The following is a 26,421-nucleotide window of genomic DNA, read 5'->3' as shown; positions in this document are numbered from 1 at the left end:
ACTAAACTTCTCCTGGAAAACTATGAAGCATCAAGGCCTTGCAGCGTTCGTCTATGCCACATTCGCGCTGTTATCTGCCTTTCCGGCCACCGCGAGCGCGGAAAAGATCCTGCGGTACACTGACCACGAACCGTACGGCAATATGCGCACTCAATTTATCAAACAGGTTTTCTTTCGTGAGATCGAAAAAGAGTCGCAAGGCCGCCTGAAAATTGATGCCCACTGGAACGGGGAAATATCAAGTAGCTACAATGCGCTAAGGACGTTGAGTCAAGGTAAAGAAGCTGACATCGGCATTGTCGTGCCCGAATATACGGCTGAACAACTTCCGCTGCATCAGATATTTAAAAGCTTCCCTCTGGGGCCAGATAACGGTGATGCACAGGTGACGTTCTTTCATCGCGTCTTCGGGCAACATCCACAGTTTGCCCAGGAACTGGAGCAAAATAACCTGGTAAATTTGCAGTTCTTCCTGGGTTATCCGGTAGGTTTTTTTACGCGTCAGCCAGGTGTGAAGTTAAGTCAGTTAAAGGGAACAACGTGGCGAACCGCCAGCTTCTGGCATCAGTCATTTTTACGCAACGCTGGCGCAACCACCCTGGCAATGCCCTGGAACGACAACATTACCGACGCGTTGCGCGCCGGACAGTTGAACGGGCTGATGGTCAACCTCGACAGCGGGTATGACATTCATGCTCAGCGCGAGGCACCCTATATTTACTCTTCTCCAGCGCTCTGGCTTGGACATGTCTATCTTCTGGTGATGAATAAAGACACCTGGAACGCCATGTCCGGGCAGGATCGACAGGCTATTTATCGTGCGGCTAACATCGCAGAGAAACAGCTCGGCGCGACCCTGGACAAGGGGCTGGCATCTCTGATCGCTACGCTGGAAAAGGAAGGCGCTCAGTTTCATCTTCTTAGCCGTGGCGAGCTGGAGAAATGGCAGAGAGTGACGCAGTATCAAGCGGTACAACGTGAGTGGGTGATTCAGCAGGAAAGTAAAGGTAATGCGGACGCGGGCACATTGATGCGCGAGGTAAGCCAGCTTCTTGAGGGAAGCGCGCGTAAACAGCCATAAAGCACAACGCCCGCTTTTCCGGCGGGCGTTGACTGAATCGACACGCGTTATTCGGCTTCTTTTACGCGCTTAAAGTTCACGTCCATCTGCGGATACGGGAAGCTGATGCCGTTGGCGTCAAAATCACGTTTGATGCGCTCAAGCACGTCCCAGTAAACGTTCTGCAGATCGCTGCTCTTGCTCCAGATACGCACCACGAAGTTAATTGACGATGCGCCCAGCTCGTTCAGACGTACGGTCATTTCGCGATCTTTCAGGATACGTTCGTCAGACTCGATAATATCGGTGATGAGCTTTTTAACCAGCTCGGTATCGGAATCGTAACCCACGCCAATCACCAGTTCATTGCGGCGAACCGGCTCACGGGAGAAGTTGGTGATGTTCCCGTCGATGACTTTCTTGTTCGGCACAATAACGATTTTACCGTCCGCCGAACGCAGCGTGGTGGAGAAAATCTGCACATTCAGCACAGTGCCCGCCGTGCCGCCCAGATCGACATATTCACCCGCGCGGAACGGACGGAAGGTGACCAGCAGAACGCCAGCCGCCAGGTTAGCGAGCGAGCCCTGAAGCGCCAGACCAACGGCCAGACCGGCGGCACCCAGCACGGCAATAACGGAGGCGGTCTGAACGCCAACCCGGCCTAATGCCGCAATGAGGGTAAACGCGATAATGCCATAGCGCACCAGCGCTGACAGGAAATCAGCAACCGTGGCGTCAATGTGGCGAGTGAGCATGACGCGATTGATGGCCCGGGAAACGGTACGGGCAACAATCATCCCCACGACAATAATGGCAATTGCCGCCGCAATATTCACAGCGTAGCTGATGAGCAGCGCCTGATTACGCACCAGCCAGGAGCCAGCGTTATTGATGCTATCTACAACACCGAGATCTTCCATTTATCTTTCCTTATGCTCTTATAAACAACAAAAACCATCCCATAGCGAGACAGGCAGGTCAGTAAAGGGTAAACAAAAAGTATGCGTATTGCCAAGCAGATCACAAAAACGGGTATTGCAGGATATTGAAAAAGCATAAAAAAAGGCCCGCGATTGCGGGCCTTATAACGCTTTCAGCAGCTCAAATTACAGAACGTCAACCGCGTTCAGTTCTTTGAATGCCTGCTCCAGACGCGTAATCATTGAAGTCTGTGCAGCACGCAGCCATACGCGTGGATCGTAGTATTTCTTGTTCGGCTGGTCTTCGCCTTTCGGGTTGCCCAGCTGGCCCTGCAGGTAAGCTTCGTTAGCTTTGTAGTAGCCCAGGATACCGTCCCATGTTGCCCACTGGGTATCGGTATCGATGTTCATTTTCACTACGCCGTAGCTGACGGAGTCTTTGATTTCCTGAGCAGAAGAACCGGAACCGCCGTGGAAGACGAAGTTCAGGCTGTTGTGCGGCAGGTTGTGTTTCTTGGACACATATTCCTGAGAATCACGCAGGATAGTTGGCGTCAGAACCACGTTACCTGGTTTGTAAACGCCGTGTACGTTACCGAAGGACGCTGCAATGGTGAAGCGTGGGCTGATTTTGCTCAGCTCGGTGTACGCGTAATCAACGTCTTCTGGCTGGGTGTACAGGGCAGAAGCGTCCATGTGGCTGTTGTCCACGCCGTCTTCTTCACCACCGGTGCAACCCAGTTCGATTTCCAGGGTCATGCCCATTTTGGCCATGCGCGCCAGGTATTTGGAGCAGATTTCGATGTTTTCGTGCAGTGACTCTTCAGACAGGTCGATCATGTGAGAAGAGAACAGTGGCTTACCGGTCGCGGCGAAGTGTTTTTCACCCGCGTCCAGCAGACCGTCGATCCACGGCAGCAGTTTCTTCGCGCAGTGGTCAGTGTGCAGGATAACTGGAACACCGTAGTGCTCAGCCATCTGGTGTACGTGATGTGCGCCAGAGATAGCACCCAGGATGGCAGCACCCTGAGGAATGTCAGTTTTCACGCCTTTGCCTGCGATGAACGCAGCACCACCGTTAGAGAACTGAACGATAACCGGTGCTTTTACTTTAGCAGCGGTTTCCAGTACGGCGTTGATAGAGTCGGTACCGACGCAGTTAACTGCTGGCAGAGCAAAGTTGTTTTCTTTAGCTACCTGGAACACTTTCTGTACGTCATCACCAGTGATAACGCCAGGTTTTACGAAATCAAAAATTTTAGACATGTTGCTTAGTCCTGTATCTTCGGCCGTTAGAAAAGGTGCGTGCTCTTATAAGCGCGCTGAAAATTGGGCAGGTTTCCCTGCCCTTGAATGGCTTACTGCTTAGCGCGCTCTTCGAGCATTGCTACTGCTGGCAGAACTTTGCCTTCCACGAATTCGAGGAATGCGCCGCCACCAGTGGAGATGTAGGAAATTTTGTCAGCGATACCGAACAGGTCGATTGCTGCCAGGGTGTCACCACCGCCTGCGATAGAGAACGCTTCGCTGTCTGCGATAGCATTAGCAACGATTTCAGTCCCTTTACGGAAGTTCGGGAATTCGAACACGCCAACTGGACCGTTCCACAGGATGGTTTTTGCGTTTTTCAGGATTTCAGCCAGTTTCTGTGCAGAAACGTCGCCCAGGTCCAGAATCTGCTCGTCATCTTTGATGTCGTTGACAGATTTCAGGGTCGCGGTTGCGGTTTCGGAGAACTCGGTCGCCACGCGAACGTCAGTTGGAACCGGGATATCACAGGTAGTCAGCAGGCGTTTCGCTTCGTCAACCAGGTCTGCTTCGTACAGGGATTTACCCACGTTGTGGCCCTGAGCCGCCACGAAGGTATTGGCGATACCGCCACCGACGATCAGCTGGTCAGCGATTTTGGACAGAGAATCCAGAACGGTCAGTTTGGTGGAGACTTTAGAACCGCCGACGATAGCCACCATTGGACGTGCTGGCTCTTTCAGTGCTTTACCCAGCGCTTCCAGTTCGTCAGCCAGCAGTGGACCTGCACAAGCTACGTCTGCGAATTTACCGATACCGTGGGTAGAAGCCTGAGCGCGGTGCGCCGTACCGAATGCATCCATCACGAATACGTCACACAGCGCAGCGTATTTTTTGGACAGCGTTTCGTCGTCTTTCTTCTCGCCTTTGTTGAAGCGAACGTTTTCCAGAACAACCAGTTCACCGGCAGCAACTTCTACGCCGTCCAGGTAATCTTTTACCAGGCGAACCGGGCTGGACAGTTTGTCTTTGAGGTAATTAACAACTGGCAGCAGGGAGAACTCTTCGTTGTACTCGCCTTCAGTTGGACGACCCAGGTGGGAGGTGACCATCACTTTTGCACCTTGTTTCAGTGCCAGTTCGATGGTTGGCAGAGAAGCACGGATACGCGCATCGCTGGTCACTTTGCCATCTTTAACCGGTACGTTCAGATCGGCACGGATGAAAACGCGTTTACCTGCCAGATCCAGATCGGTCATCTTAATTACAGACATGGTGAATCCTCTCGTTGATTCTTAAAGTTTTGCAAGCGCAACGTGCGCTCTACCTGAAACCTTTCGCGGCCATTGCTAACGTGGTGTCGAGCATCCGGTTAGCAAAGCCCCATTCGTTGTCACACCAGACCAGCGTCTTGATAAGGTGTGCGCCACTGACTCGCGTTTGTGTGCCATCAACAATGGCACTGTGCGGGTCATGGTTAAAATCTACTGAGACCAACGGTAATTCCGTATAGTCAACTATACCATGAAATGAACCCTGTGCCGCTTTTTGCAGCAACAGGTTGACTTCACAGGCTTTTACCGGTTTTTTCACCGTCACGCTGAGGTCGATTGCGGTCACGTTAATGGTGGGAACGCGCACGGCAATCGCTTCAAAACGGTCATTAAACTGCGGGAAAATTCGGGTGATCCCGGCCGCCAGCTTGGTATCAACCGGAATGATGGACTGGCTCGCCGCACGGGTGCGCCGCAAATCCGGGTGATACGCGTCGATAACCTGCTGATCGTGCATAGCGGAGTGGATTGTGGTCACGGTACCGGACTCAATGCCATACGCATCGTCTAACAGTTTAATGACCGGAATAATGCAGTTGGTGGTACAGGAGGCATTGGAGACAATGCGGTGTTCGGCCTGCAGCTCGTGCTGGTTGACGCCGAAAACGACAGTGGCATCGAGGTCGTGACTGCCGGGATGGGAAAACAGCACCTTTTTCGCACCGGCGTTCAGATGTGCTTCACCGTGCTCACGGTTGCCGTACACGCCGGTACAGTCCAGCACGACGTCCACCCCCAACTCGCGCCAGGGTAGCGACTCAAGAGCAGGCTCGTGCAGCACGCGAATGACATCGTCGCCGACAAACAGCTGCTCCCTCTCCTGGCGAACGTCCCAGGCAAAGCGCCCATGGCTGGTGTCGTATTTCAATAAATGCGCCATGCCCGCAGCATCCGCCAGTTCATTGATTGCCACCACGGTGATTTCCGCACGACGCCCGGATTCATATAAAGCACGAACCACGTTACGTCCGATGCGACCGAAGCCATTAATCGCTACGCGTACGGTCATAGATCTCCTGCAAAGCTATCCCTGGGTTTGAGGTGGCTGAAAGAGTAATCCAGCTACGTTCTGAGGGGAATCCTTGCCTGTCACAAACTGCGATTGATTGGTCATTTGTCGAACATTTAATCGACTGAAACGCTTCAGCAAGAATAAGCGAAACGGGGAATAAAAGGAACGTTCCGCCGGATAGATTCGCCATTTATCTGACTTGCGTCACATTTTCATGACCCAAAGCGCGCCGTATTATTCCATTCAGGCAAACCGGTATTCACCTGCTTCCGTCATGCGCAACAGCGCATCGGCCTGGCGACTATGGCCCAGCACGCGCTCAACATTCGGCCCATCCGTACGTAAATAAAAGGCCTGCGCCTCCTCCTGCGATAACCCCCCTGCGACCTTGCGCTGCACAAGGCGCTCACGCAGCGCTGACGCAGGTGCAGTAATAAAAATGGAGAAATCACAGAACGCCCCCAACGCCTTCCACCTATCGTCATCCAGCAAAAGCCAGTTTCCTTCGACGATAACAATGCTGGCCGTAACCGCAATCGCCGCTTCAACAGGGTCGTGTTTTTGTCGGTCATATTGAGGCCAGACTGCGGTCTCCTCGCCCAGTTGGCGCAGATTATTTGCCAGCTTCGCCACATCGAAGGTTTCCGGTGCGCCTTTATAAGGACGCAGTTGGTTTGCAACCAGCCAGTCATTGTAATGATGGAATCCATCCATCGGGAGAGTTTGTATATCAGGCAGACCGGGCTCCCGCTGCGAGAGATATTCCCAGAACGTCGTTAATGTGGACTTGCCTGTTCCCGGCGGAGCACTGAGAAAAACAACGGTCCTTCTTTTACCGCCACGTCTGTGCAGCTTCGCGATATCCTGTAACAGAGGGAGATGGACGTTTTGTATCTCATCTTCGCCATACTGCGCTTCAACCGGTAATCCATTCACTGTCAGGCTAATTTTCACGGTTCTAATTCCTTGAGTATCGTCGTTACCGCCAGCGTCATTGCCGTCTTGACCATGCCAGTAAAGCGAACCTCAGACCATGCAGCAAAATCGGCAAATTTCATCGATTTAAGGGCATTAAATAAGGTTGCATTACGGGTAATGCTATTTACGTTGCTGATAAAATCCCAGGTGATGTCATCCGCGAACCCCGGAATATCACTCTGTTCGCTCAGATACTGACTGAACTGGGAGAAATGGGTGATATCGGCATAAAGCCATTTATCCATTTTTCCCAGCGCGTAAATCAAACGCAACGCCACGCTAATATCGTCAAGCGGCCCGCTTTGCGCGAGTAACGGCTTCACTGCATATTCCACGATCTCTTCATCATTATTCACGAACAGCGACGGCAGAAAACGTCTGATCCCCAGCAGCAAAATCTCATTTGCCGTTGTCATAAACGAAAGTAAATCCAGCTGAGCATCCAGTCGCTCAATTACGTCGTCTTCGGTTAGCGTCGTCATTCGTTTCTCGATAAATCACCATGAATGCAGGGAGTCTATTATATTACACGTTCGGTCGGCGCCGCAGATGAGCAAAGTTTGCGTGCGCACCCCCTTCGCAACCTGCTGAACACCCGTCACCAGATCGCCGCCCGTCACGCCTGTCGCGCTGAAGAGAATGTCATCTCCCTCCACCAGTTCGTTAAGGGTGTAGACCCGATTGACCTCTACGCCCATCTCCGCACAGCGCCGGTACTCCTGCTCGGCCACAAGACGGTTCTCGGGGCTTTCCCCCTTCGCTTCACAAAAATCGATCAGCGCCGCCTGCATGTCGCCGCCCAGCGCTTTTACCGCGCAGGCGGAGATCACCCCTTCTGGCGCGCCGCCGACGGTGTACATCAGATCGTAGGGATTATCCTGTAAGCAGGTCAGTACGCTGGCCGCGACATCACCATCGGGCAGAGCAAAAACTTTGACGCCCAGCTGTGTCGCCTCGGCGATAGCAGCGTGCAGGCGTGGTTTATCCAGTGTGACCATCCGTAAACGTTCAAGCGGCTTGCCCAGCGCCCGCGCAACGTTGCGGAGGTTCTCCGCCAGCGGCAGTGCAAGGTTGATTGCCCCCGCCGCCGCCGCGTTAACCACCAGTTTCTTCATATACATATCAGGCGCGTGAAACAGGCTGCCCTGCGGAGCGAATGCCATGACTGCCAGCGCATTGCTTTGCCCCATCGCCACCATTCGGGTGCCCTCAATGGGATCGACGGCAATATCCACTGCCGGGCCGATGCCGCGTCCAACCTCCTCGCCAATCCACAGCATTGGCGCATGATCGATCTCACCTTCGCCGATAACAATACGCCCGCAAATCGCTATGTCGTTCAGCGCTTCGCGCATGGCGGTGACGGCCAGCCCGTCAATCCGATTTTTATCGCCGCACCCGGTTTGCGGCCAGGCAGCCAGCGCCGCCTGTGCCGTAACGCGAGAGAGCGGCCATGCCAGAGACATCATGCCGCGGCCTCCCCGATATCCACGCCAAACTGCGCCAGCAGATAGCGCTCTGCTTTTTCATTCCAGATGCCGTGCGTCTCCTCCACCAGCCTCGCCAACTCCCGGAACAGCGGATCGGTTTTCCCTTTTTCGGCAAAATCGGCAATCGCCGTTAACGGCATGGTGACGCCGTTATAGATAAGTTTTTTGCCGCCGGGAATGTCAGGCAGGTTGAGTACCGTATGCGGCACCGCATCGAGGCCGCCGATGTGGGTCACCATAAACGAGGGCTGAAGCTGGCCCGTCGCACTCAGCGCAATGGCTTCTTTCATGTCATCCGTCGAGCTGCCGGAGGTGCCTACCACATGCGTACTGTTGTAATGAACATTGTAAAAATTAAACGGCACCTTGAAATTGCTGTCCGTTGGTCCGGCAAAGAAATTCAGGCACCCATCCTCGGCGAGCAGTTCGTCCGCCAGTTCGATGACCGCCGGAACCGCAGCATAGACAAACACGTCATCAAACCCGGCATTATCGGTTAATGCGCGTAACGCAGCGGCAGGGTTCTCACTACCGGACGTATTCACATAGATAAGTTCAATGCCCTTTTGAGCGGCAAGCTCAACCGGCAGCAATTTTTTTGCCTGCGCGAGGCGTGCGTCATCAATATCCACCACCACGACGCGAGACGGCTGGATGCCACCGTTAATCGCGTAATCAATGGCGCCAATTCCCATTGGCCCGGCACAGGCCAGAAGCGCAATATTGCCGCCCGGTTTAACCCCCATCCGGTGTTCATAAACATACTGCGTCGTATGATAATTAGCGTTATACGCACCAATAATGCAGCACATCGGTTCCGCCAGCGAAGCCGCGGCAAAATAAGAGCCGTGATAGGGTAAAACGCAGCCCAGATTAATTGCGACCTCCGGGATGATCATATAGGTCGCATTACCGCCAAAATATTCATAGCTGTAGCCGGCAGAATAACCGCTCGGCAATCCCATTGCCGGTTGTAAAACAAAGCGCTGACCTTTTTTATATTTATCGGTCAGGTTTTTTCCGACCTCAACAATCACCCCTGCGCATTCATGCCCGGTAATCACCGGATGATTTTCCAGATCGTCCGGCACACGTTTATGTTCACTGCCTAATGTTGCCGCTTTCCAGGTGGATAAACAGACGCTGTCGGAAATAACGCTCACCAGCAGTTCATTTTCACCTGTTTCAGGCAGATCAAATTCACGGATGCGGACATCCCGCTTGCCATAAATGGCAGCCACTTTCGTTTTCATATTTACTCCAGAAACCCGATATATTAATTCGTGGTTAAACGCTTAAAGAGATCGTCAAGCTGCGGGTCGCCGATATAGTTCTTTATCAGCACTAACGGTTTGTCACTGACTCTTTTAGCGCGCGCCTCCAGACTGGCATGGGTAACAATAAGGTCGGCGTCGTCAGGCACATTTTCGATGGCGTAATGTTTAACATCGATAGCTCGCCCGGCTTTTTCCAGTCGTCTACGGAACGTTGTTGCGCCCATAGCGCTTGATCCCATTCCCGCGTCGCAGACAAAGGCGATACGTTTGACGTCTCCCCAGGAAAACTTACCTTCCTGTTTCATGGCTTTTACGGCTTTGGCAGAATCACTGAAGGTATCTTCCGTTTCAGCTTCGTTATTTTTATCCAACTTTAAGATAAAGGCGGCGACAGCAAAGGTCACCAGCGTGCCCGCCGTGACGCCCGCAATGGTTGCCAGAAAAGCGCCTTTTGGCGTTAAGGCGAGGTAGGCAAAAATCGAACCCGGGCTTGGGCCAGCAACCAGTCCGCCGCCTAGCAGATTAAATACCCACGTCCCGCTCATGCCGCCAGCGATCATCGCAATCAGCGTCAGCGGTTTCATCAGTACGTAAGGGAAATAAAGTTCATGAATGCCGCCCAGGAAATGGATAATCATCGCGCCAGGCGCTGACTTCTTTGCCATCCCTTTACCGAAAAAAGCAAAAGCCAGCAGCAGACCTAAACCCGGCCCGGGATTAGAAGCCACCATAAAGAAGATCGACTTACCCGTCTCTGAGGCCTGCTGCATCCCCAGCGGGTAATAAACGCCCTGATCGATGGCGTTATTCAGAAACAGGATTTTTGCCGGTTCGTTAATCAAAGACAGCAGCGGCAAATAGCCCGCATGTACCAAAGATTCAATACATCCTTTGATAAAGTTATTGGCAATCGACACCGCAGGGCCGATCACCTCAAACCCCAGCAGGCAGAGGAGCATGCCAGCGATACCCAGCGAGAAGTTATTGATAACCATCTCAAAGCCCGCGGGAATGCGCTTTTCCAGCAGCCGGTCAATATGCTTGATCACCAGACCGCCGAGTGGCCCCATGATCATTGAGCCGAGGAACATTGGAATATCCGCGCCGATAATCACGCCGATAGTGCCGATCCCCCCCATCACCGCCCCACGTTTGCCACCGACCAGGTGCCCACCCGTAGAGCCAATCATCACGGGCAATAAATAGGTTATCATCGGGCCGACAATTTTGGCGAAGTGCTCATTCGGCATCCAGCCAGTCGGAATAAATAAAGCGGTAATAAAACCCCAGGCAATAAAGGCGCCAATATTCGGGATGACCATTGCAGTCAAAAAGCCCCCAAAAGCCTGGACCTTCGCACGAGCAGACTTGTGTTCCATAATAATGTCCTGTAAAGGAAAGAATAGTTATGCGCGAGCGATAATATCCGCCAACTGTTTTTCTGATTTAGCGGTTAACAACGCTGTCAGCATATCCTCTTCACATAATAATTCGCTTAATGCCTGAATAGCGCCGATATGTGAATCCGCATCTGCCGCCGATAAACCAATCAGCAATTTAACCGGTTGATCGTCTTCGGCAAAGTGCACCTCCTGCTTCAGAAGCGTTAAAGACATACCTGTTTTTAACGCACCGCATTCCGGGCGGGCATGGGGCATTGCAACGCCCGGTGCCAGAATATAATAGGGACCATTAGTGAGCGTCGAGGTTTTAATCGCCGCAATATAATCAGCATTAATATAATGATTGTGCAGCAAAGACGACATGGAAAAGTCAATGGCTTCCTGCCAGTTCTTTGCTGCGGGTTTTATTGAGATAGAGGATTCAGGGAAGTAATCAATCAACCGCATATATAATCCTTATTTTATTTTTAGGGTACAACGTCTCGCTAAAAACAAAATACGCCTGCGGTAAAATGAAATCAATTGGGGAGAAAATAGCGAGAGCATTAGCCTGCCATTTATTAATGCGAAGAAAAACAACTTGTTATATAGATAGAATTAAAAAGCAAGCCTGAATTTGTGATATCCATTGCACATTACTAATATGACAACATTCCGTTTTTGTGATAACAATCACTAAAAAGGCATTGTTAAAAACAAAAAAAAGTAGTCTGGAGATATAAAAACGGGTCGCCTGTGCGACCCGTTTTGCCTCTCGGAGAGGATTACAGCAGTTCTTTCGCCTTAGCGACAACGTTCTCAACGGTGAAGCCGAACTCTTCGAACAGCAGCTCTGCCGGAGCAGATTCACCGAAGGTGGTCATACCGACGATAGCGCCGTTCAGGCCCACGTATTTGAACCAGTAGTCCGCGATACCGGCTTCCACCGCCACGCGAGCGGAAACCGCTTTAGGCAGTACGGATTCACGGTATGCCGCATCCTGCTTGTCGAACGCATCGGTAGACGGCATGGATACCACGCGCGCCTTCACGCCTTCGGCAGTCAGTTTTTCCCATGCCGCAACGGCCAGTTCAACTTCAGAGCCGGTAGCAATGAAGATCAGCTCAGGCTGGCCTGCGCAGTCTTTCAGCACGTAACCACCGCGCGCGATATTCGCCAGCTGCTCAGGCGTACGCTCCTGCTGTGCCAGGTTCTGACGGGAGAGGATCAGCGCGGTCGGGCCGTCCTGACGCTCAACACCGTATTTCCACGCTACCGCGGATTCAACCTGGTCACATGGACGCCATGTAGACATGTTCGGGGTCACGCGCAGGGACGCTACCTGCTCAACCGGCTGGTGAGTTGGGCCATCTTCGCCCAGACCGATAGAGTCGTGGGTGTAGACCATCACCTGACGCTGTTTCATCAGCGCAGCCATACGCACGGCGTTACGCGCGTACTCAACGAACATCAGGAAGGTTGAGGTGTATGGCAGGAAACCGCCGTGCAGTGAGATACCGTTGGCAATCGCGGTCATACCGAATTCACGTACACCGTAATGGATGTAGTTACCGGCAGTGTCTTCGTTGATTGGCTTAGAACCAGACCACAGAGTCAGGTTAGATGGCGCCAGATCAGCGGAGCCGCCGAGGAATTCAGGCAGCAATGGACCGAACGCTTCGATCGCATTCTGGGACGCTTTACGGCTCGCGATTTTGGACGGGTTCGCCTGCAGCTTAGCGATAAACTCGTTGGCTTTCGCATCGAAGTCAGACGGCATATCGCCTTTCATACGACGGGTAAACTCAGCAGCTTCCTGTGGGAAGGCTTTCGCATAGGCAGCGAATTTCTCGTTCCACGCAGACTCTTTCGCCTGACCCATTTCTTTCGCATCCCACTGCGCATAGATTTCAGACGGGATTTCGAATGCTGGGTAGTTCCAGCCAAGTTGCTCACGGGTCAGTGCAATTTCCGCGTCGCCCAGAGGCGCACCGTGGGAATCGTGGGTGCCCGCTTTGTTCGGAGAGCCGAAGCCGATGATGGTTTTACACATCAGCAGGGACGGTTTGTCCGTTACTGCGCGTGCTTCTTCTACTGCACGTTTAATCGAGTCAGCATCGTGACCATCAACGCCACGCACCACGTGCCAGCCGTAGGCTTCGAAACGTGCAGCGGTGTCATCGGTGAACCAGCCTTCAACGTGACCGTCGATGGAGATACCGTTGTCGTCATAGAACGCAACCAGTTTGCCCAGCTTCAGGGTACCGGCCAGGGAGCACACTTCGTGAGAAATGCCTTCCATCATGCAGCCGTCGCCCATGAAGGCGTAGGTGAAGTGGTCAACGATGTCGTGACCAGGACGGTTGAACTGCGCTGCCAGCGTCTTCTCAGCAATCGCCATACCCACAGCGTTGGCAATACCCTGACCCAGCGGGCCGGTGGTGGTTTCAACGCCTGCGGTGTAACCCACTTCCGGGTGACCTGGAGTTTTAGAGTGCAGCTGACGGAAGTTTTTCAGCTCTTCAATAGGCAGATCGTAGCCGGTGAGGTGCAGCAGGCTATAGATCAGCATAGAGCCGTGGCCGTTGGACAGCACGAAACGGTCACGGTCAGCCCATGCTGGGTTCTGCGGATTGTGGTTAAGGAAATCACGCCACAGGACTTCGGCGATGTCTGCCATGCCCATAGGGGCACCCGGGTGGCCGGATTTGGCTTTCTGTACTGCGTCCATGCTCAGCGCACGAATAGCATTAGCAAGCTCTTTACGTGAGGACATTTTAACTCCAGATCGGACTGTTAAAGGCCATGCCCTTGACGACAGCGCGTTTTGGGCTACGCCGGAAAAAAGTGCCAACAATGTAACCCAAGCCGTAGGGCATGTACATGGACCATTCTTTTGCCGCTTAAGAAATCTCTGGAACATGCTCGCAAGTTGCGCAATCTTCTCGCCCGCCCCTGCAGATATTCCTTATACTTAGCGCGACACCGGCTTCGCTGACGGTGCATTTTTCGGATTTAATTCATGTTAACGAGTACGGAAGCAACATCATGAAAATGCGTGCAATAGTGCTGGCCCTGGGAACAACGCTCCTGCTAAGCGGCTGTCAGAATATGGACTCTAACGGCCTGATGAGCTCAGGCGCAGAGGCCTTCCAGGCATACTCCCTGAGCGACGCGCAGGTGAAAGCGCTGAGCGACGAGGCCTGTAAAGATATGGATGCAAAAGCCACTATCGCCCCGGCTAACAGCACCTACACGCAGCGTCTGAACAAGATTGCTTCTGCGCTTGGTGACAACATCAACGGCCAGCCGGTGAACTACAAGGTTTACGTGGCAAAAGACGTGAACGCCTTCGCAATGGCGAACGGCTGCATCCGCGTCTATAGCGGGCTGATGGACATCATGACCGACAACGAAGTGGAAGCGGTTATCGGCCACGAAATGGGCCACGTTGCGCTCGGCCACGTCAAGAAAGGGATGCAGGTCGCGCTCGGAACCAACGCGGTTCGCGCGGCGGCAGCCTCTGCGGGCGGGATCGTCGGCAGCCTATCCCAGTCGCAGATTGGCGATATGGGTGAAAAACTGGTGAACTCCCAGTTCTCCCAGCGTCAGGAGTCTGAGGCCGACGACTACTCCTACGATCTGTTGCGCAAACGCGGAATCAATCCATCAGGCCTGGCCACCAGTTTTGAAAAACTGGCGAAGCTGGAAGAGGGTCGTCAAAGCTCAATGTTTGACGATCACCCGGCCTCCGTTGAACGTGCGCAGCATATTCGCGACCGGATGGCGGCAGACGGAATTAAATAATCCTGAAAGGAGGCGTAATGGCCTCCTTTTTATTTCGCATGAATTGCTAATATAACCGCACGTATCGGTAACGCCCCTCAACACCGCGCCACGCCTGCCCTCGCCCGCTGAAACGCCTGGTCACTTATTGATTGCAATCGTAAACCTTTCCGGTAATTATCCAATGTGCAGCAATACAAATTAATATATCCAGACAGAGACGCTCCCTCCGTGAAAAAAGAATTATCGTTAATCGCATTAAGTTTATTTTCGGCCCTTCCCGCCGTAGCAAGCCAGCAGTCTGACAGCCAGGGTTTTATTGATGACAGCCATCTGGACCTGTTTTTCCGTAACGCGTACATCAGCCGGGACTACCATCAGGGCCAGCAGGACAAAGCTGAATGGGGTCAGGGACTCATCGCGACCTTTGAATCCGGTTATACCGAAGGGCGGGTAGGATTTGGCGTCGACGGTATCGCCCAGTACGGCGTGCGTCTCGACGGCGGGCGTGGCAAGAGCGGCGCGGGCGGTATCGACTTCTTCAGACAGGAAGACGATGGCCGGGCAAAATCCGACCTGGCAAAATTTGGCGCCACGGCAAAAATGCGTTTTTCAAATACCGTGCTGAGCTACGGCAACCAGCGCCCGGCGCTGCCGATTGTCACCGCCGACAGCTCGCGTCTGCTGTTTGAAAGCTACACCGGCACGATGTTGACCTCGAAAGAGATCGACGGCCTGGACCTGAACGCTGGCTACTTCACTGACCAGCAGCGTAAAAGCGATGACCGCCACGACAGCGGCCTGAAAAGCCTGACCTTCGGCGGCGCAAGCTACCAGTTCAACGACCAGTTCAGCGGCGCACTGTATGCCTCTCACAACGAAGAGGTGATGAATAAACAGTATCTGGGCATGAACTTCAAACAGCCGTTCAGCACCGGGCAGCAGTTGATTCTGGACTTTAACGGCTATAACTCGCGTCTGGATCAACGCTACGCGGACAGCCTCGACACCGGGCGCAGCAATACCATCTGGAGCCTGGCGGCGAGCTACATTTGGGACGTTCATACCTTTAAGGTGGCGTATCAGCAGAGCAGCGGCAGCACCGGCTACAACTACGGTGGCTATCGCAATCGCGGCGGCGTGGGCGACGGCGGTAACACCATCTGGCTGGCGAACTCCTACTGGTCTGACTTTAACGGGGAAGATGAACGCTCATGGCAGGCGTCTTACGGCCTGGACTTCGCCGGACTCGGCCTGCCGGGCCTGAGCTGGACCACGGCCTACGTGCGCGGCGATAACATCAAAACGTCTGAAACCAGCAACGGTAAAGAGCACGAGTGGTTTAACCAGGTCCAGTATCAGGTGCAGGACGGCCCGGCAAAAGACCTGACGCTGAAGCTGCGCTACTCCGTGCTGCGCGTCTCCAGCAACGCCAGCGACTATAACGTCGGCGGGGATGAGATCCGCGCTTATGTGGAATATCCGTTTAAGGTGTTCTGAGTTTGTCCCCTCACCCTAACCCTCTCCCAAAGGGAGAGGGAACGCGATCACCCTCTCCCTTTGGGAGAGGGCCGGGGTGAGGGAAAACGGTCCGCACCTCAACAAACGTAGGCCCGGTAAGCGCAGCGTCACCGGGCGATATCCACCATATCAATACAGCGACTTCTGCGGCGGCCCGGCAAACTTCAGCGCGCCAATCTGCCCCATCCGCACCTCCACCACCGATGGCCCCGGCATTGACAGCGCCTCCGTCATCACCGCGTCAAAATCCTCGGCCCGCTCCACGCTCCACGCCTGCAGGCCAATCGCCTGCGCCAGCAGGGTAAAGTCCGGTGTGTGCAGTTCGTTGTAATATTGACGACCACCGAAATACTTATCCTGAATACCGCGCATCACGCCGTAGCCGCCGTCGTTCATGATCAGCAGCGTCACGTTCGCTTTCTCCTGGGCAAGCGTTGCCAGTTCCCCCAGGTTAAGGCTCAGGCCGCCGTCGCCCACCAGCCCCACCACCTTGCGCTGCGGGTTGGCAATCGCGGTGCCGATCGCCATCGGCAGCCCCATACCAATCGCCCCCGCCAGAGAGTGAATGTTCATCAGCGGGCCGTTAGCGCGGAACAGACGGCTGCCCCACAGGCTGCCGGAAACGGTGATATCCCGCACCAGCAGGCCGTCGTTCGGCAGCGCCTTTTCAATCGCATCGTTGAGCTTCGCATACGCCCCGCATTGCTCGCGCAGCCCCTGCTCTGCTGTTGCCACCGCCTGCTGAACCTGCCCATCCCACTGGGCATTGCCCCATTCGCGCCCCTGCGCTTTGTTCGCCAGCGCCGCCAGCAGCACAGAACAGTCGGCGACCAGGGTGTTATCCATCAGATAGTTACGGCTCGCCGCCGCCGGATCGATATCAATCTGCACGCGGGGATGCGGCAGCTCGAGCGTCCATGAGCGGGTTTCGTTACTGCGCAGGCGCGAGCCTGCCACCAGCGTAAAGTCGCACCGGGCAATCAGCGCCTCGACCGACGGTGAATTATGGAACGCCCGCAGGCTGGCGCGATGGCTGTCCGGCAGCACGCCGCGCGCGTGGGTGCTGGAGATTACCGTGAAGCCCGCATCCGCCAGTTTATGCACGGCATCAGCGCTTCCCAGCGCCCCGCCGCCCAGCCACAGCAGAGGCTGTTTCGCCTGCTTAAGCTGCGCCCAGAGCGCCTCGACCACAGCGTTATCAACGGTGTCCGGCGCGGAGGATTTCACCGGTGCCGTCACCAGCGAGGCCGGGATCTTCGCCCCCTGAATATCAATCGGAATTTCCACCGAAACCGGCCCGCACGGCGGCGTCTGCGCCTCCTGAATGGCCTTATGGAGAATAGCGACCGCCTGGTGAGCATTGCTGATGCGCCAGGCCCGTTTCGAGCTGGCCTTGAGGAAGGTCAGCTGATCGCGGGTTTCGTGGATAAACCCGGTGTCGGCATCCAGCCAGGCTTTTTCAACCTGGCCGGTCAGGTGCAGCAGCGGCGTACAGGCGTTCATGGCTTCCACCAGCGCCCCCACCGCGTTGCCCGCCCCTGCGCCGGTGCTGGTCAGCGCCACGCCAAGGCCGGAAAAGCGTCCGTGGGCGTCGGCCATGGTGACAGAACCCGCTTCGCCGCGCGCGGGCACAAAGCGGATGTTGCCCCGCTGCCCCACCGCATCCGCGATTGGCAGGTTGTGGATAGAGATGACGCCGTAGATGGCCTCAACCTGATACTGCTCCAGCGTTCTGGCGATGGCGTCGCCGACGGTTATCATTTCGCTCATTGCTCACCCTTTCTCAGTCGCACCAGTGGTTGACGCTATTACCCGTCGCCAGATAAATGCTCTTTTGCTGCATCCAGGCTTTCAGCCCCTGAATGCCCTTTTCGCGGCCCAGACCGCTCTCTTTAAAGCCCCCAAACGGGGTCGAAATCGCAAACACTTTGTAGGTGTTGATCCACACGGTGCCCGCTTCCAGTTGCTCGCTCAGGCGCAGGGCGCGTCCGGTATCGCGCGTCCAGATGCCCGCCGCCAGGCCGTACACCGAGTCATTGGCCTCGCGGATTAGCGCCGCCTCGTCACTGAACGGCATCGCCACCAGCACCGGGCCGAAGATCTCCTCCTGACAGGCGCGGGCGGCGTTGGTCAGACCCTCGATGATTGTTGGCTGGAAGAAGCTTCCGCCGGCAAGCGCCGGATCGGCCGGGATCTCCCCGCCGCACAGCACGCGGCCTCCTTCGCGTTGCGCCAGCTCTACGTACGCCTGCACGCTCTGGCGATGCCTGTCGTTAATCAGCGGCCCGATATGCGTACCGTCGGCAAACGGATGCCCGACGCGCAGGCCGCGCGTGAGTTCCAGCAGCCGCGCCATCAGCGGAGCGTAAATGCTCTCGTGGATAAACAGTCGTGAACCGGCAATGCACGCCTGCCCCGCCGAGCTGAAAATGCCGTAGCAGATCCCGCGCGCGGCCTGCTCGACGTCCGCATCTTCCAGCACGATGGTCGGGGATTTCCCGCCCAGTTCCAGCGACGCCGGGATCAGCTTTTCCGCCGCCACGTGCGCCAGATGCCGCCCCGTGGTCGTGCCGCCGGTAAAGGAAATTTTCCGCACGCGAGGGTGGCGCGCCAGCGCGTCGCCAACCACCGAGCCTTTGCCCGGCAGCACGCTCAGCAGCCCGGCGGGCAGCCCGGCCTGTTCAAAAATACGCGCCAGCTCCAGTGCCATCAGCGGCGTGGCCTCGGCAGGTTTGAGGATCACCGCATTTCCGGCGGCAATGGCCGGAGCAACCTTCTGCATTTCGCTGGCAATCGGCGAATTCCACGGCGTGATGGCCGCCACCACGCCGAGCGGCTCGTAGCGGCTCAGCGTCAGGAGATCGGGCTGGCGCGGCGTGGGCAGTTCGCCTTCCAGCAGCTCGCAGGCGGCGGCGAAATAGCGCGCCGTGCCCGCCGCACTCATCACCAGGCCACGCGCTTCCGCCAGCGGCTTGCCGTTGTCGCGGCTCTGCATCTGCGTCAGTTCATCGACGCGGGATTCAATCAGATCGGCCACCTTGTGCAGGATCTTCGCCCGCATATGCGGCAGTCGGTTGCGCCAGTCCGGATCGCGCCACGCGCGTTCGCCTGCGTCGATGGCGTCCTCCAGATCGTCCAGGCTTGCGGCGTTAAGCGTCGCGTTGATTGAGCCGTCCGCCGGGAACTGGCTCTGCATCAGGTTGCCGCCGCCGTGTCGCCAGTGGCCACCGATAAAAATCTTCAGATCGTCCATCGTGACTCCTCAGCTCAGGGCCAGCTCGCGGCAGGCGCGCACCGCGCTCAGTGCCGCCAGGGTGGAGGTTTTGGGGTTGCTGGCAAGCGGCAGGCCGCTCAGCTCCAGATGAAACTCGCCAAACAGCCCTTCGACGTGCAGCGTGTGGGTGTTGCGCGTCGTCGCCGGGTCGACCATCAGCTGCACGCGGGTGTCATCCATCCCGACGCCGCCGAGCGCCACGGTCGCCGCCACGTTGGCGTTCGCCGGGAACAGCCGCGCCGCCTCGCGGGCGCTGCCCTCAAAAAACACCTGCGCCTGCGACACCGCGTTAAGATCGATAAGCTGCTCGGCGTAGCTGCCGCGCCAGCTGGCCGGGCTTTTGCGCGACCGATAGGTCACACGCTCCAGGCCGCCCTCTTTGGCGGCGGAGAGCCCGTCGATGCCCGCCACCGCGCCGGAGAGCAGCGTGAGTTTTCCACCCGCGCTGAGCAGACGCTGTTCCAGCGCGCTGTCCGCCAGCGCGCCGGTGGATATCACGGCCAGATGCCAGCCGCGATGCAGTATCTCTTCGCCGTACTGCGCCACCGCCTGCTGGCTGGCGCACTCCAGTACCAGGCCAGGCGCTTCAGCGCAGTCCACCGGCGAGGCCAGCGCCGCTACCGCACCGCCGAACTGCGCACGAATGGCCTCGTGGTGAGCCTCGCGCGCTACGATCCAGCCAATGCTGACGCCATCAGGCAGGCGCTCAATTACCGCCTGCGCCATCGCGCCAAAGCCAATTAACATGATTTTTTTCATGATGCGTCCTTACAGGTGACGGCAGAAGCCGCCGGAAACGTCCAGCGCGGCACCGGTGGTAAACGAGGCCAGCGGCGAGGCGAGAAACAGCAGCGCCTGTGCAGGCTCCTGCGGCTTGCCGAGGCGCGCCATCGGTATGCCCCGCTTGCGCGCAATATCCGCCGTCCACGCCGCCCAGCTCTGGCTTTTATCCGCCCGGTTCTCAAAGCGGCGCTGCCACTGGCCGGACTCCACCATGCCGAGCAAAATGGAGTTGACGCGAATACCTTTGCCCACCAGCTCCTTTGAGAGTGTCAGCGTCATGTTCAGCAGCGCGGCGCGGGCGGCGGAGGTGGCGATCATGTGCTCCTCCGGCTGCAATGCCAGCAGGGAGTTGACGCAGGTGATCGAGGCGATATCGGACTGCTCCAGCAGAGGCTGAAACGCCTGCACCGGGTTGATCACCCCAAACAATTTCAGCTCGGCTTCGTGCAGCCACGCCTCGCGCGGGGTGTCGTTGAAGTGCGCCACGTAGCCCTGCCCGGCGTTATTGATCAGCATATCCGCCGCGCCAAAGCGCGCCTGAACCGCCTGGGCAAAAGCCTGCACCTCATCGGCGTTGAGCACGTCGCAGCGGTAAGCGAAGATCTCCCCGTCGGGGTAGTCGTTTTGCAGCGCCGCGTGTGCGCTGGCGAGCCGGTCCGGATCGCGGCCACAGAAAGCCACTTTTGCCCCCTCGCCCAGCAGCAGGCGCAGCGTTTCAAAGCCAATGCCGGACGATCCGCCGGTGACTACCGCTACGCGTCCGTCAATGTGTGCATTCATCGCCTACCTCCTGGTGAATACGTAAAAGCTGTTGATTAAAAAACGCCGCGTTATCGAGATAGCTGGCGTGTCCGGCCTGCGGAATGGCGGTGAACGGCATGCCGTAGCGCAGCGCCAGCCCCTGCACCAGCTCGGGTTGGGTGATGGCATCCTGCTCGCCGCACCAGACTTCAAAGGTGCCCGAATAGCGCGTCAGCCAGCCGTGTATATCGTCGTGCGCCAGCATCCACGCGGCGGCGAGATAGCCTTCCGGGCGCAGGGCACGCATGCCCGTCGCAACGGTCGCGATGTCCTCCGCGCGCGCGCCGGGGCGCAACAGCTTCGCCGCGCGGGTCTGGGCGAGTATGTCGCCGCCCAGCGCGATCTGCTGCTCGCGGTTGCGCCACACCTGCTCGCGCTGCTCCGGCGCGGCCTGGCCGTAGCCCTGCGCCGCGTCCGCCAGCACCAGATGCAGCACGCGTTGCGGAAACTTCGCGGCAAAGGCGCTGGCGACCAGCGCCCCCAGCGAGTGCCCGACCAGCACCGCCTGCCAGACGCCCGCGCGATCGAGCATTGCTGCCAGCGCGTCGGCGTAATCGCCCGCGTTCGCGCGTTCGGTCGCCAGCATTGGACTTTCGCCATAACCGGGCATGTCCCACGCCAGCACGCGAAAACCGCTCAGCGCCATCTGCTTATGCCAGGAGGCCGCGCCGGAGCTGATACCGTGCAGCAGCATCAGCGGGGTGCCGCTTCCCTGTTCGCGAAAGCCCGTCATCCCGCCCCCTTACCCGCGCTTCACTTTAGAGAGCGGATGATCGGCCGGATAGGTTGGGATTTCCGGCTTGTTGGTTCCCAGCATCACGCACATCAGCGCCTCTTCTTCGCCGTGGTTAAACAGCCCGCGGTAGATACCCGGCGGAACGGAGATCAGGTCGCGCTCGCGCAGTACGGTTTCGGTGTAGTTGTCGCCGTCCTGAATCATCAGGGTGATCTGCCCTTTGAGCATGAAGAAGACCTCTTCCACGTCGTCGTGCAGGTGCAGCGGCCCTTCGCACTTCGACGGCAATACCATGGTGGAGAAGGTGAAGTGGTCGGCCTGAACGGTATTGGTGTCGTTCGCCACGCCGGTTGCGCCGGTGCCGATATAGCGCATCTGCGCGCGGCGGTATTTCGGGTCATAGTCGGCCTGGAACTTCAGGGCGTTCCAGTCATACTTGCGGCCTTCAAAGCGCGCAATGCGCGACTCGACCCACTCTTCCATGGTCAGATGCTCAGGCTTAACGCCCGGTTTTGCAGTTACGGTTGAATCAGTCATGACACTCTCCTCAGTAACGTCTCAGCAGCGGCAGTAACAGGACGCAGCCCACCGCCGCCATCACCGCCAGAAAAATCAGCCCGGAATCCATGCTGTGGGTGAAGGCGATAAGCCCCCCCATCACCGCGGGCGACAGCGCCCCGGCAAAGTTTCCCAGCCCGTTGAAAATGCCGCCCGCCGTCGCGCTCACCCGGGGATGGGTGGCCTTCGCCAGCAGGGCAAAAATGTTCGGCGCGCCCGTGCCCCACATAAAGGTGCTAAAGCTCATCGCCGCGATAATCGTCAGGGGTGTATCAAGGTGCATCACCGCCGTCAGCCCGACGGCTGCGCCCGCCATGGAGATAAAACAGGCCGCCGCACGCTTATCGACGCGGTCCGAGAGCCAAGCGCCAATCACCTCGCCCGCCAGCATGGCGATAAACGGCATCGACGACAGCCAGCCCGCGTGCTCCAGATGAATGCCCTTGCCCTTGATCAGGTAGCCCGGCAGCCAGCCGTTGATCCCCCACAGGTAGGTGAGAAACGCAACGTTAAAGACGCAGATTACCCAGAAGTGCGGGCTGACAAACAGCTCGCGCCGGGCCGCACGCCGCTCGTCCCGTGACGCCTGCGCGGTTGCCGGCTTCACGTCGAGACGAATACCGCGCAGGCCAATGCGCACAAAGATCAGCACCGGAACGGTGAGCATCGCCATGACAAAGAAGGTGCTTTGCCAGCCGAAGGTGTTGAGCAGCCAGAGGGAGAGCGGGAAGCCAATTGCCGCCCCCACCGGCGTGCCGAGCAGCCACAGCATGGTGGCGCGCGCCTGCAGATGCTGCGGGAAGTTATGGCGCACGATGGCGAACGCCAGCGGGAACAGCGGCCCTTCGGCGATGCCCAGCAGAATGCGCAGGACAATCATCACCGTGTAGTTATGGGTGAAGCCCATCGCCACCATCAGCACGCACCACACCGCCATCATGCCGGTGAGCAGGCGCAGCGGCGGGATTTTGTCCCCCAACCCGCTGAGCAGGACCGATGAAAAGCCGTAGCTCAGAAGAAAGGCGCTCATCAGGATGCCAAGGCGCGTGGTGTCGAAATCGATGCCCATCGCCTGCTGGAAATGGTCATCGGAAAACAGCGCCGCGATGCTGATTTTGTCGAAAAACGCCAGCAGTACACAGGCCAGCAGCGACAGCGGGATAGCCCAGCGCACCGCGTTTTCAGGCGTGCGGGTCCCCTCGCCGCTCGCCTCTGCGGGCGCGGCGTTGGTCTCGAATGTGGTCATGTCTCCCCCTACGGGTGCGGGTTAGCTATCGCAGTGACATCAGTGAAAAGGCCGGGTCGCTCAGCGGCACGTCCGACAAGTCTCGTCCCGCCGCCATCCAGCGCTTCGCCAGCTTGACGGTACGCGCGTCGTTAAAGGCCACCAGCTGCGTCAACCGTCCGCCGTCGTCCAGCGAGAAGAACAGCGCGTTATCACGAACGACGGTTTTGCCGCCAGGCTGCGGAATGCCGAGGATCTGAATGTTGTGCTGATATTGATCCGACCACAGCCACGGCGCGTCGTCGTAGCCCGGCGCGTCGGGGTTAAGCATCGCTTTCGCCGTCGCCACCGCCTGATTCTGGGCGAAGGCCCACGACTGGATACACAGCCCGTAGTGGTGATGCTGCGCCACATCGCCCGCGGCAAAGATGGCCGGATCCGACGTGCGTCCCTGCGCGTCGACCACGATCCCGCGGTCGGTGTTCAGCCCGGCGTCGCGGGCCAGCTCAAGGTTCAGATCGACGCCGATCCCCACCACTACCGCATCGAAGGTTTCGCGTTTGCCGTCGCAGTGGATCACCGGCAGACCGTGGTGATCGTCAAGCTCCAGCGCGCCGCAGCCGGTGCGGATATCCACGCCCTGCTCGCGGTGGATCCGCTCCAGCTGTCGGGACACCTCGCCGCTCACCGAGCGCATGCACAGGGCAGGCTGCTGCTCGAACAGCGTGACCGCCACGCCGCTTTTGCGCGCCGAGGCGGCAATCTCCAGGCCGATCCAGCCGCCGCCGACAATCGCCAGGGTGTTGCTTTGCGCCAGACGCGTTTTCAGGCGCTGCGCGTCCTGCCAGTGGCGCAGGGTGTAGACCTGCGGATGTTTTCCCCACGCCTCGCCCGGCAGACGCGCCCGCCCACCGGTCGCAATTAAAAGGATGTTGTAACTAAGAAGCTCGCCGTTGCTTAAATGCACCCTTTTCGCGGCGCGATCGATCTGCGTGGCGCGCAAGGGGCGGTACCAGGTCAGATTCAGCGCCTGCTGAGCGTCTTCCGAAAACAGGCGCGGCAGTGCGGCATCGGCGTCCAGCAACGCGGCTTTCGAGAGCGGCGGACGTTCATAAAAATCCCACTCCTCTTCCGCCACCACGCAAATCTCGCCGTCGAAGCCCTCGTCGCGCAGGGTTTTCGCCGCCCAGCCACCCGCCTGGCCGCCGCCGATAATGACAATGCGCGAGGTCATACCGCCTCCGGCTTTTTCTGCTGGCGGCGCGTGTCATGGTCAATCCCGCCCTCTACCGCCCATTCGGTGAAGGAGATCAGGGAGTGCTCCAGCTCGCGCGGCTGCCAGTTTTCGGTCAGGTAGTCGTCGTTGGTGTAGTATTCAAACGCGCCGCCGGTCGGGCTGTTGACGTACCAGAAGTAGGCAGACGACACCGGATGGCGGCCCGGCCCGATAAAGGTGCTCCAGTCGTTTTTATTCATCGCAATGCCGCCGCCGATCACCTCATGAATGTCGCGCACGGTAAAGGCGACGTGGTTCAGGCCGCGCTTGCGGTTCGGTAGCTGAAGCAGGAACAAATTGTGATGGCCACCGCGCGGGCCACAGCGCAGGAACACGGCGCGGTTGATGTAGCGGTCGGAAACCTGGAAGCCGAGCACTTCGCGGTAGAACTGTTCTACCGCCGCCAGCTCCTCGACGAAGAACACCACGTGGCCGACGTTGATCGGCTGGGCGCGGTCATACACCGGGCTTGGCGTGTCGATGCGGCGGGCGTCGCCCCACTGGTTAATCGGCTCGACGTTCAGCTCAACCGGCACCTGCTGGCTCACCTGTACGCGCAGGGTCATGCCGTTCGGATCGCGGCACTCCAGCGCATCGCCCACCTGGCGAAAACCGGGCTGCTGCGCCAGCGTCGGGCGCAAGGCATCCAGCTCGTCCTGAGTTGTCACCGCCCAGGTCATGCGGCGCAGGGTGTTGCCCGCTTCAAACGCCGGCGGCAGGTCGGGGCTGTCAATCGGGTTTAGCTCGACGCGCGCGCCGCTCAGGGTGGTAAAACGCTGGCCGCTGGCATCGCCCGTCAGGCCAAAATCACGCATGAATTTGGCGCAGTGCGTCAGGTTGTCGACGCCAAATTCCAGCTTTTCAATTCCGGTTACACTCATCGTTCGTTGCCTCATCTGGCCCAAATTGGGCGTAAAACATGCCCGACGCAGCAAAGCGCCTGACGTTAACTCACTGATTTAACTGGCCTGTGACAAATACCCTAAGAAGCCAGAGATTTTATCCGCCGCCAGACGGACCTCGTTTTGCAGGCGCTCGCGGTCGGGCTGGGGGATCTCCTCCGACGGCACCAGAATGCTGACCACCGCTGCCACCCGTCCACTGCGGTCATACACCGGATAGACGATGGAGGAGATACCGTGACGGAAGAAAGATTCGCCGATGACAAACCCGCGGGCTTTGTCCTGCTGCACCATCTGCCACAGCGCTTCGCGGTCGTGAAGCTGCCCCGGCGTGTTGCCCGGCAGGCGCTCGTGCGGGAACAGGTGTTCAAAGTCAGCGCGCGAAATGTCGGTCAGCAGCATGCGGCCAAGCGAGGTGCAGTGCACCGGCAGGCGGGTGCCAATGCTCACCTGGTTGATGCGCGAACCGGCAGCGCTGACGCGGGCGACGTAGATGATGTCGCGCCCGTCGCGGATCGCCAGATGGCTGCTGCACTGGCTGACGTCGCGCAACTGTTCGATAACCGGCTGGCCGACCTGGGCCACATCCAGCGAGGCGATGTATTCAAAGCCCAGGCGCAGCACGTTCATGCCGAGCGAGAAAGTATTGGTGCGCGCGTTGCGCTCCAGAAAGCCCATGTATTCCAGCGTCTGCACCACGCGGTAGGCGGTGGCTTTTGGCATGTCCACCAGCCGGTGCAGCTCGGCAAAGGTCAGATCGCGGTGCTGCTCGCCGAAGGCCAACAGCAGCTGGAGACCGCGCTCCAGCCCCGGCACGAGATACTTCACTTCACGATCGTTTTCCATATTCATCA

General features: G+C 57.6%; 24 protein-coding genes. 3 read left to right on the top strand and 21 right to left on the bottom strand.

Annotated features, from left to right (window positions below; translation table 11 throughout):
* Window positions 1-22: 22 nt before the first annotated feature.
* Window positions 23-1,081 carry a TRAP transporter substrate-binding protein DctP gene (gene dctP / locus I6L58_RS16985; protein WP_088208578.1) on the top strand — a complete coding sequence of 353 codons (1,059 nt, stop codon included), beginning with the start codon at window positions 23-25 and terminating at the stop codon, window positions 1,079-1,081.
* 47 nt (window positions 1,082-1,128) lie between these two features.
* Here the strand turns inward: dctP and mscS are convergent, their stop codons facing one another.
* From mscS to tkt, 11 genes are all read right to left on the bottom strand, one after another.
* Window positions 1,129-1,983, bottom strand: coding sequence for a small-conductance mechanosensitive channel MscS (gene mscS, locus I6L58_RS16980; RefSeq protein ID WP_006178399.1), 855 nt, complete (start codon window positions 1,981-1,983; stop codon window positions 1,129-1,131).
* A gap of 186 nt (window positions 1,984-2,169) precedes the next feature.
* On the bottom strand, window positions 2,170-3,249 hold the full coding sequence (fbaA, locus tag I6L58_RS16975) for a class II fructose-bisphosphate aldolase (RefSeq protein WP_006178401.1): 1,080 nt from the start codon (window positions 3,247-3,249) through the stop codon (window positions 2,170-2,172).
* A 92-nt stretch (window positions 3,250-3,341) separates the two neighbouring features.
* The gene (gene pgk / locus I6L58_RS16970; protein ID WP_006178402.1) at window positions 3,342-4,505 is read right to left on the bottom strand and encodes a phosphoglycerate kinase; all 1,164 of its coding nucleotides are present in this window, start codon (window positions 4,503-4,505) and stop codon (window positions 3,342-3,344) included.
* 49 nt (window positions 4,506-4,554) lie between these two features.
* Window positions 4,555-5,574: an erythrose-4-phosphate dehydrogenase gene (gene epd / locus I6L58_RS16965; RefSeq protein ID WP_006178403.1), complete on the bottom strand. Its 1,020-nt coding sequence runs from the start codon at window positions 5,572-5,574 to the stop codon at window positions 4,555-4,557.
* A gap of 246 nt (window positions 5,575-5,820) precedes the next feature.
* Complete coding sequence (locus I6L58_RS16960) at window positions 5,821-6,531, bottom strand: nucleoside/nucleotide kinase family protein (RefSeq protein WP_088208577.1); 711 nt, start codon at window positions 6,529-6,531, stop codon at window positions 5,821-5,823.
* Entirely contained in the window at window positions 6,528-7,037 is a 510-nt protein-coding gene (locus tag I6L58_RS16955) for an MltR family transcriptional regulator (RefSeq protein ID WP_006178405.1), read from the bottom strand. The genes I6L58_RS16960 and I6L58_RS16955 overlap by 4 nt, the downstream gene beginning before the upstream one ends.
* Window positions 7,038-7,052: 15 nt before the next feature.
* Window positions 7,053-8,024, bottom strand: coding sequence for a class II fructose-bisphosphatase (gene glpX / locus I6L58_RS16950; protein ID WP_088208576.1), 972 nt, complete (start codon window positions 8,022-8,024; stop codon window positions 7,053-7,055).
* The gene (locus I6L58_RS16945) at window positions 8,021-9,298 is read right to left on the bottom strand and encodes a zinc-binding dehydrogenase (protein ID WP_088208575.1); all 1,278 of its coding nucleotides are present in this window, start codon (window positions 9,296-9,298) and stop codon (window positions 8,021-8,023) included. Before I6L58_RS16945 ends, glpX begins: the two co-directional genes overlap by 4 nt.
* 23 nt (window positions 9,299-9,321) lie before the next feature.
* A complete protein-coding gene (locus tag I6L58_RS16940) occupies window positions 9,322-10,701 on the bottom strand; it encodes a PTS mannitol transporter subunit IICB (RefSeq protein ID WP_006178408.1) in 1,380 nt (459 codons plus the stop codon).
* A gap of 27 nt (window positions 10,702-10,728) precedes the next feature.
* Window positions 10,729-11,172, bottom strand: a complete 444-nt coding sequence (cmtB, locus tag I6L58_RS16935) for a PTS mannitol transporter subunit IIA (RefSeq protein ID WP_088208574.1) — start codon at window positions 11,170-11,172, stop codon at window positions 10,729-10,731.
* 317 nt (window positions 11,173-11,489) lie between these two features.
* A complete protein-coding gene (gene tkt / locus I6L58_RS16930; protein ID WP_006178410.1) occupies window positions 11,490-13,481 on the bottom strand; it encodes a transketolase in 1,992 nt (663 codons plus the stop codon).
* A 272-nt stretch (window positions 13,482-13,753) separates the two neighbouring features.
* Between tkt and loiP the strand changes: the two genes are divergently transcribed.
* Together loiP and I6L58_RS16920 are read left to right on the top strand one after the other, a co-directional pair.
* The gene (gene loiP, locus I6L58_RS16925) at window positions 13,754-14,512 is read left to right on the top strand and encodes a metalloprotease LoiP (protein ID WP_006178411.1); all 759 of its coding nucleotides are present in this window, start codon (window positions 13,754-13,756) and stop codon (window positions 14,510-14,512) included.
* Between the two features lie 210 nt (window positions 14,513-14,722).
* Entirely contained in the window at window positions 14,723-15,991 is a 1,269-nt protein-coding gene (locus I6L58_RS16920; protein WP_088208573.1) for an OprD family outer membrane porin, read from the top strand.
* Window positions 15,992-16,141: 150 nt separating this feature from the next.
* Here I6L58_RS16920 and I6L58_RS16915 read toward each other — a convergent pair whose 3' ends face one another.
* The 10 genes from I6L58_RS16915 to I6L58_RS16870 all read right to left on the bottom strand — a co-directional run bounded on the left by I6L58_RS16915 (window position 16,142) and on the right by I6L58_RS16870 (window position 26,413).
* Window positions 16,142-17,782, bottom strand: coding sequence for a thiamine pyrophosphate-binding protein (locus tag I6L58_RS16915; protein WP_088208572.1), 1,641 nt, complete (start codon window positions 17,780-17,782; stop codon window positions 16,142-16,144).
* Between the two features lie 13 nt (window positions 17,783-17,795).
* On the bottom strand, window positions 17,796-19,265 hold the full coding sequence (locus I6L58_RS16910) for an aldehyde dehydrogenase (RefSeq protein ID WP_088208571.1): 1,470 nt from the start codon (window positions 19,263-19,265) through the stop codon (window positions 17,796-17,798).
* Window positions 19,266-19,274: 9 nt separating this feature from the next.
* On the bottom strand, window positions 19,275-20,045 hold the full coding sequence (locus I6L58_RS16905; RefSeq protein ID WP_088208570.1) for an aspartate dehydrogenase: 771 nt from the start codon (window positions 20,043-20,045) through the stop codon (window positions 19,275-19,277).
* Between the two features lie 9 nt (window positions 20,046-20,054).
* Window positions 20,055-20,849: an SDR family oxidoreductase gene (locus I6L58_RS16900; RefSeq protein ID WP_088208569.1), complete on the bottom strand. Its 795-nt coding sequence runs from the start codon at window positions 20,847-20,849 to the stop codon at window positions 20,055-20,057.
* A complete protein-coding gene (locus I6L58_RS16895) occupies window positions 20,833-21,603 on the bottom strand; it encodes an alpha/beta fold hydrolase (protein ID WP_088208568.1) in 771 nt (256 codons plus the stop codon). The genes I6L58_RS16900 and I6L58_RS16895 overlap by 17 nt, the downstream gene beginning before the upstream one ends.
* Before the next feature lie 9 nt (window positions 21,604-21,612).
* Window positions 21,613-22,143, bottom strand: a complete 531-nt coding sequence (locus I6L58_RS16890; protein ID WP_006178420.1) for a cupin domain-containing protein — start codon at window positions 22,141-22,143, stop codon at window positions 21,613-21,615.
* Window positions 22,144-22,153: 10 nt separating this feature from the next.
* Complete coding sequence (locus I6L58_RS16885; RefSeq protein ID WP_088208567.1) at window positions 22,154-23,410, bottom strand: MFS transporter; 1,257 nt, start codon at window positions 23,408-23,410, stop codon at window positions 22,154-22,156.
* Window positions 23,411-23,435: 25 nt separating this feature from the next.
* On the bottom strand, window positions 23,436-24,623 hold the full coding sequence (locus I6L58_RS16880; RefSeq protein WP_088208566.1) for an NAD(P)/FAD-dependent oxidoreductase: 1,188 nt from the start codon (window positions 24,621-24,623) through the stop codon (window positions 23,436-23,438).
* Window positions 24,620-25,546 carry a VOC family protein gene (locus I6L58_RS16875; RefSeq protein ID WP_058608611.1) on the bottom strand — a complete coding sequence of 309 codons (927 nt, stop codon included), beginning with the start codon at window positions 25,544-25,546 and terminating at the stop codon, window positions 24,620-24,622. Before I6L58_RS16875 ends, I6L58_RS16880 begins: the two co-directional genes overlap by 4 nt.
* Window positions 25,547-25,624: 78 nt before the next feature.
* A complete protein-coding gene (locus I6L58_RS16870) occupies window positions 25,625-26,413 on the bottom strand; it encodes an IclR family transcriptional regulator (RefSeq protein ID WP_058608646.1) in 789 nt (262 codons plus the stop codon).
* Between the last annotated feature and the right edge of the window lie 8 nt (window positions 26,414-26,421).

Origin of the sequence: Enterobacter cancerogenus (genome assembly GCF_019047785.1) — a bacterium.
Taxonomy (GTDB): domain Bacteria; phylum Pseudomonadota; class Gammaproteobacteria; order Enterobacterales; family Enterobacteriaceae; genus Enterobacter; species Enterobacter cancerogenus.
Note: the sequence above shows the minus strand (reverse complement) of the source record. Positions and strands in the feature narration are given on the sequence as shown.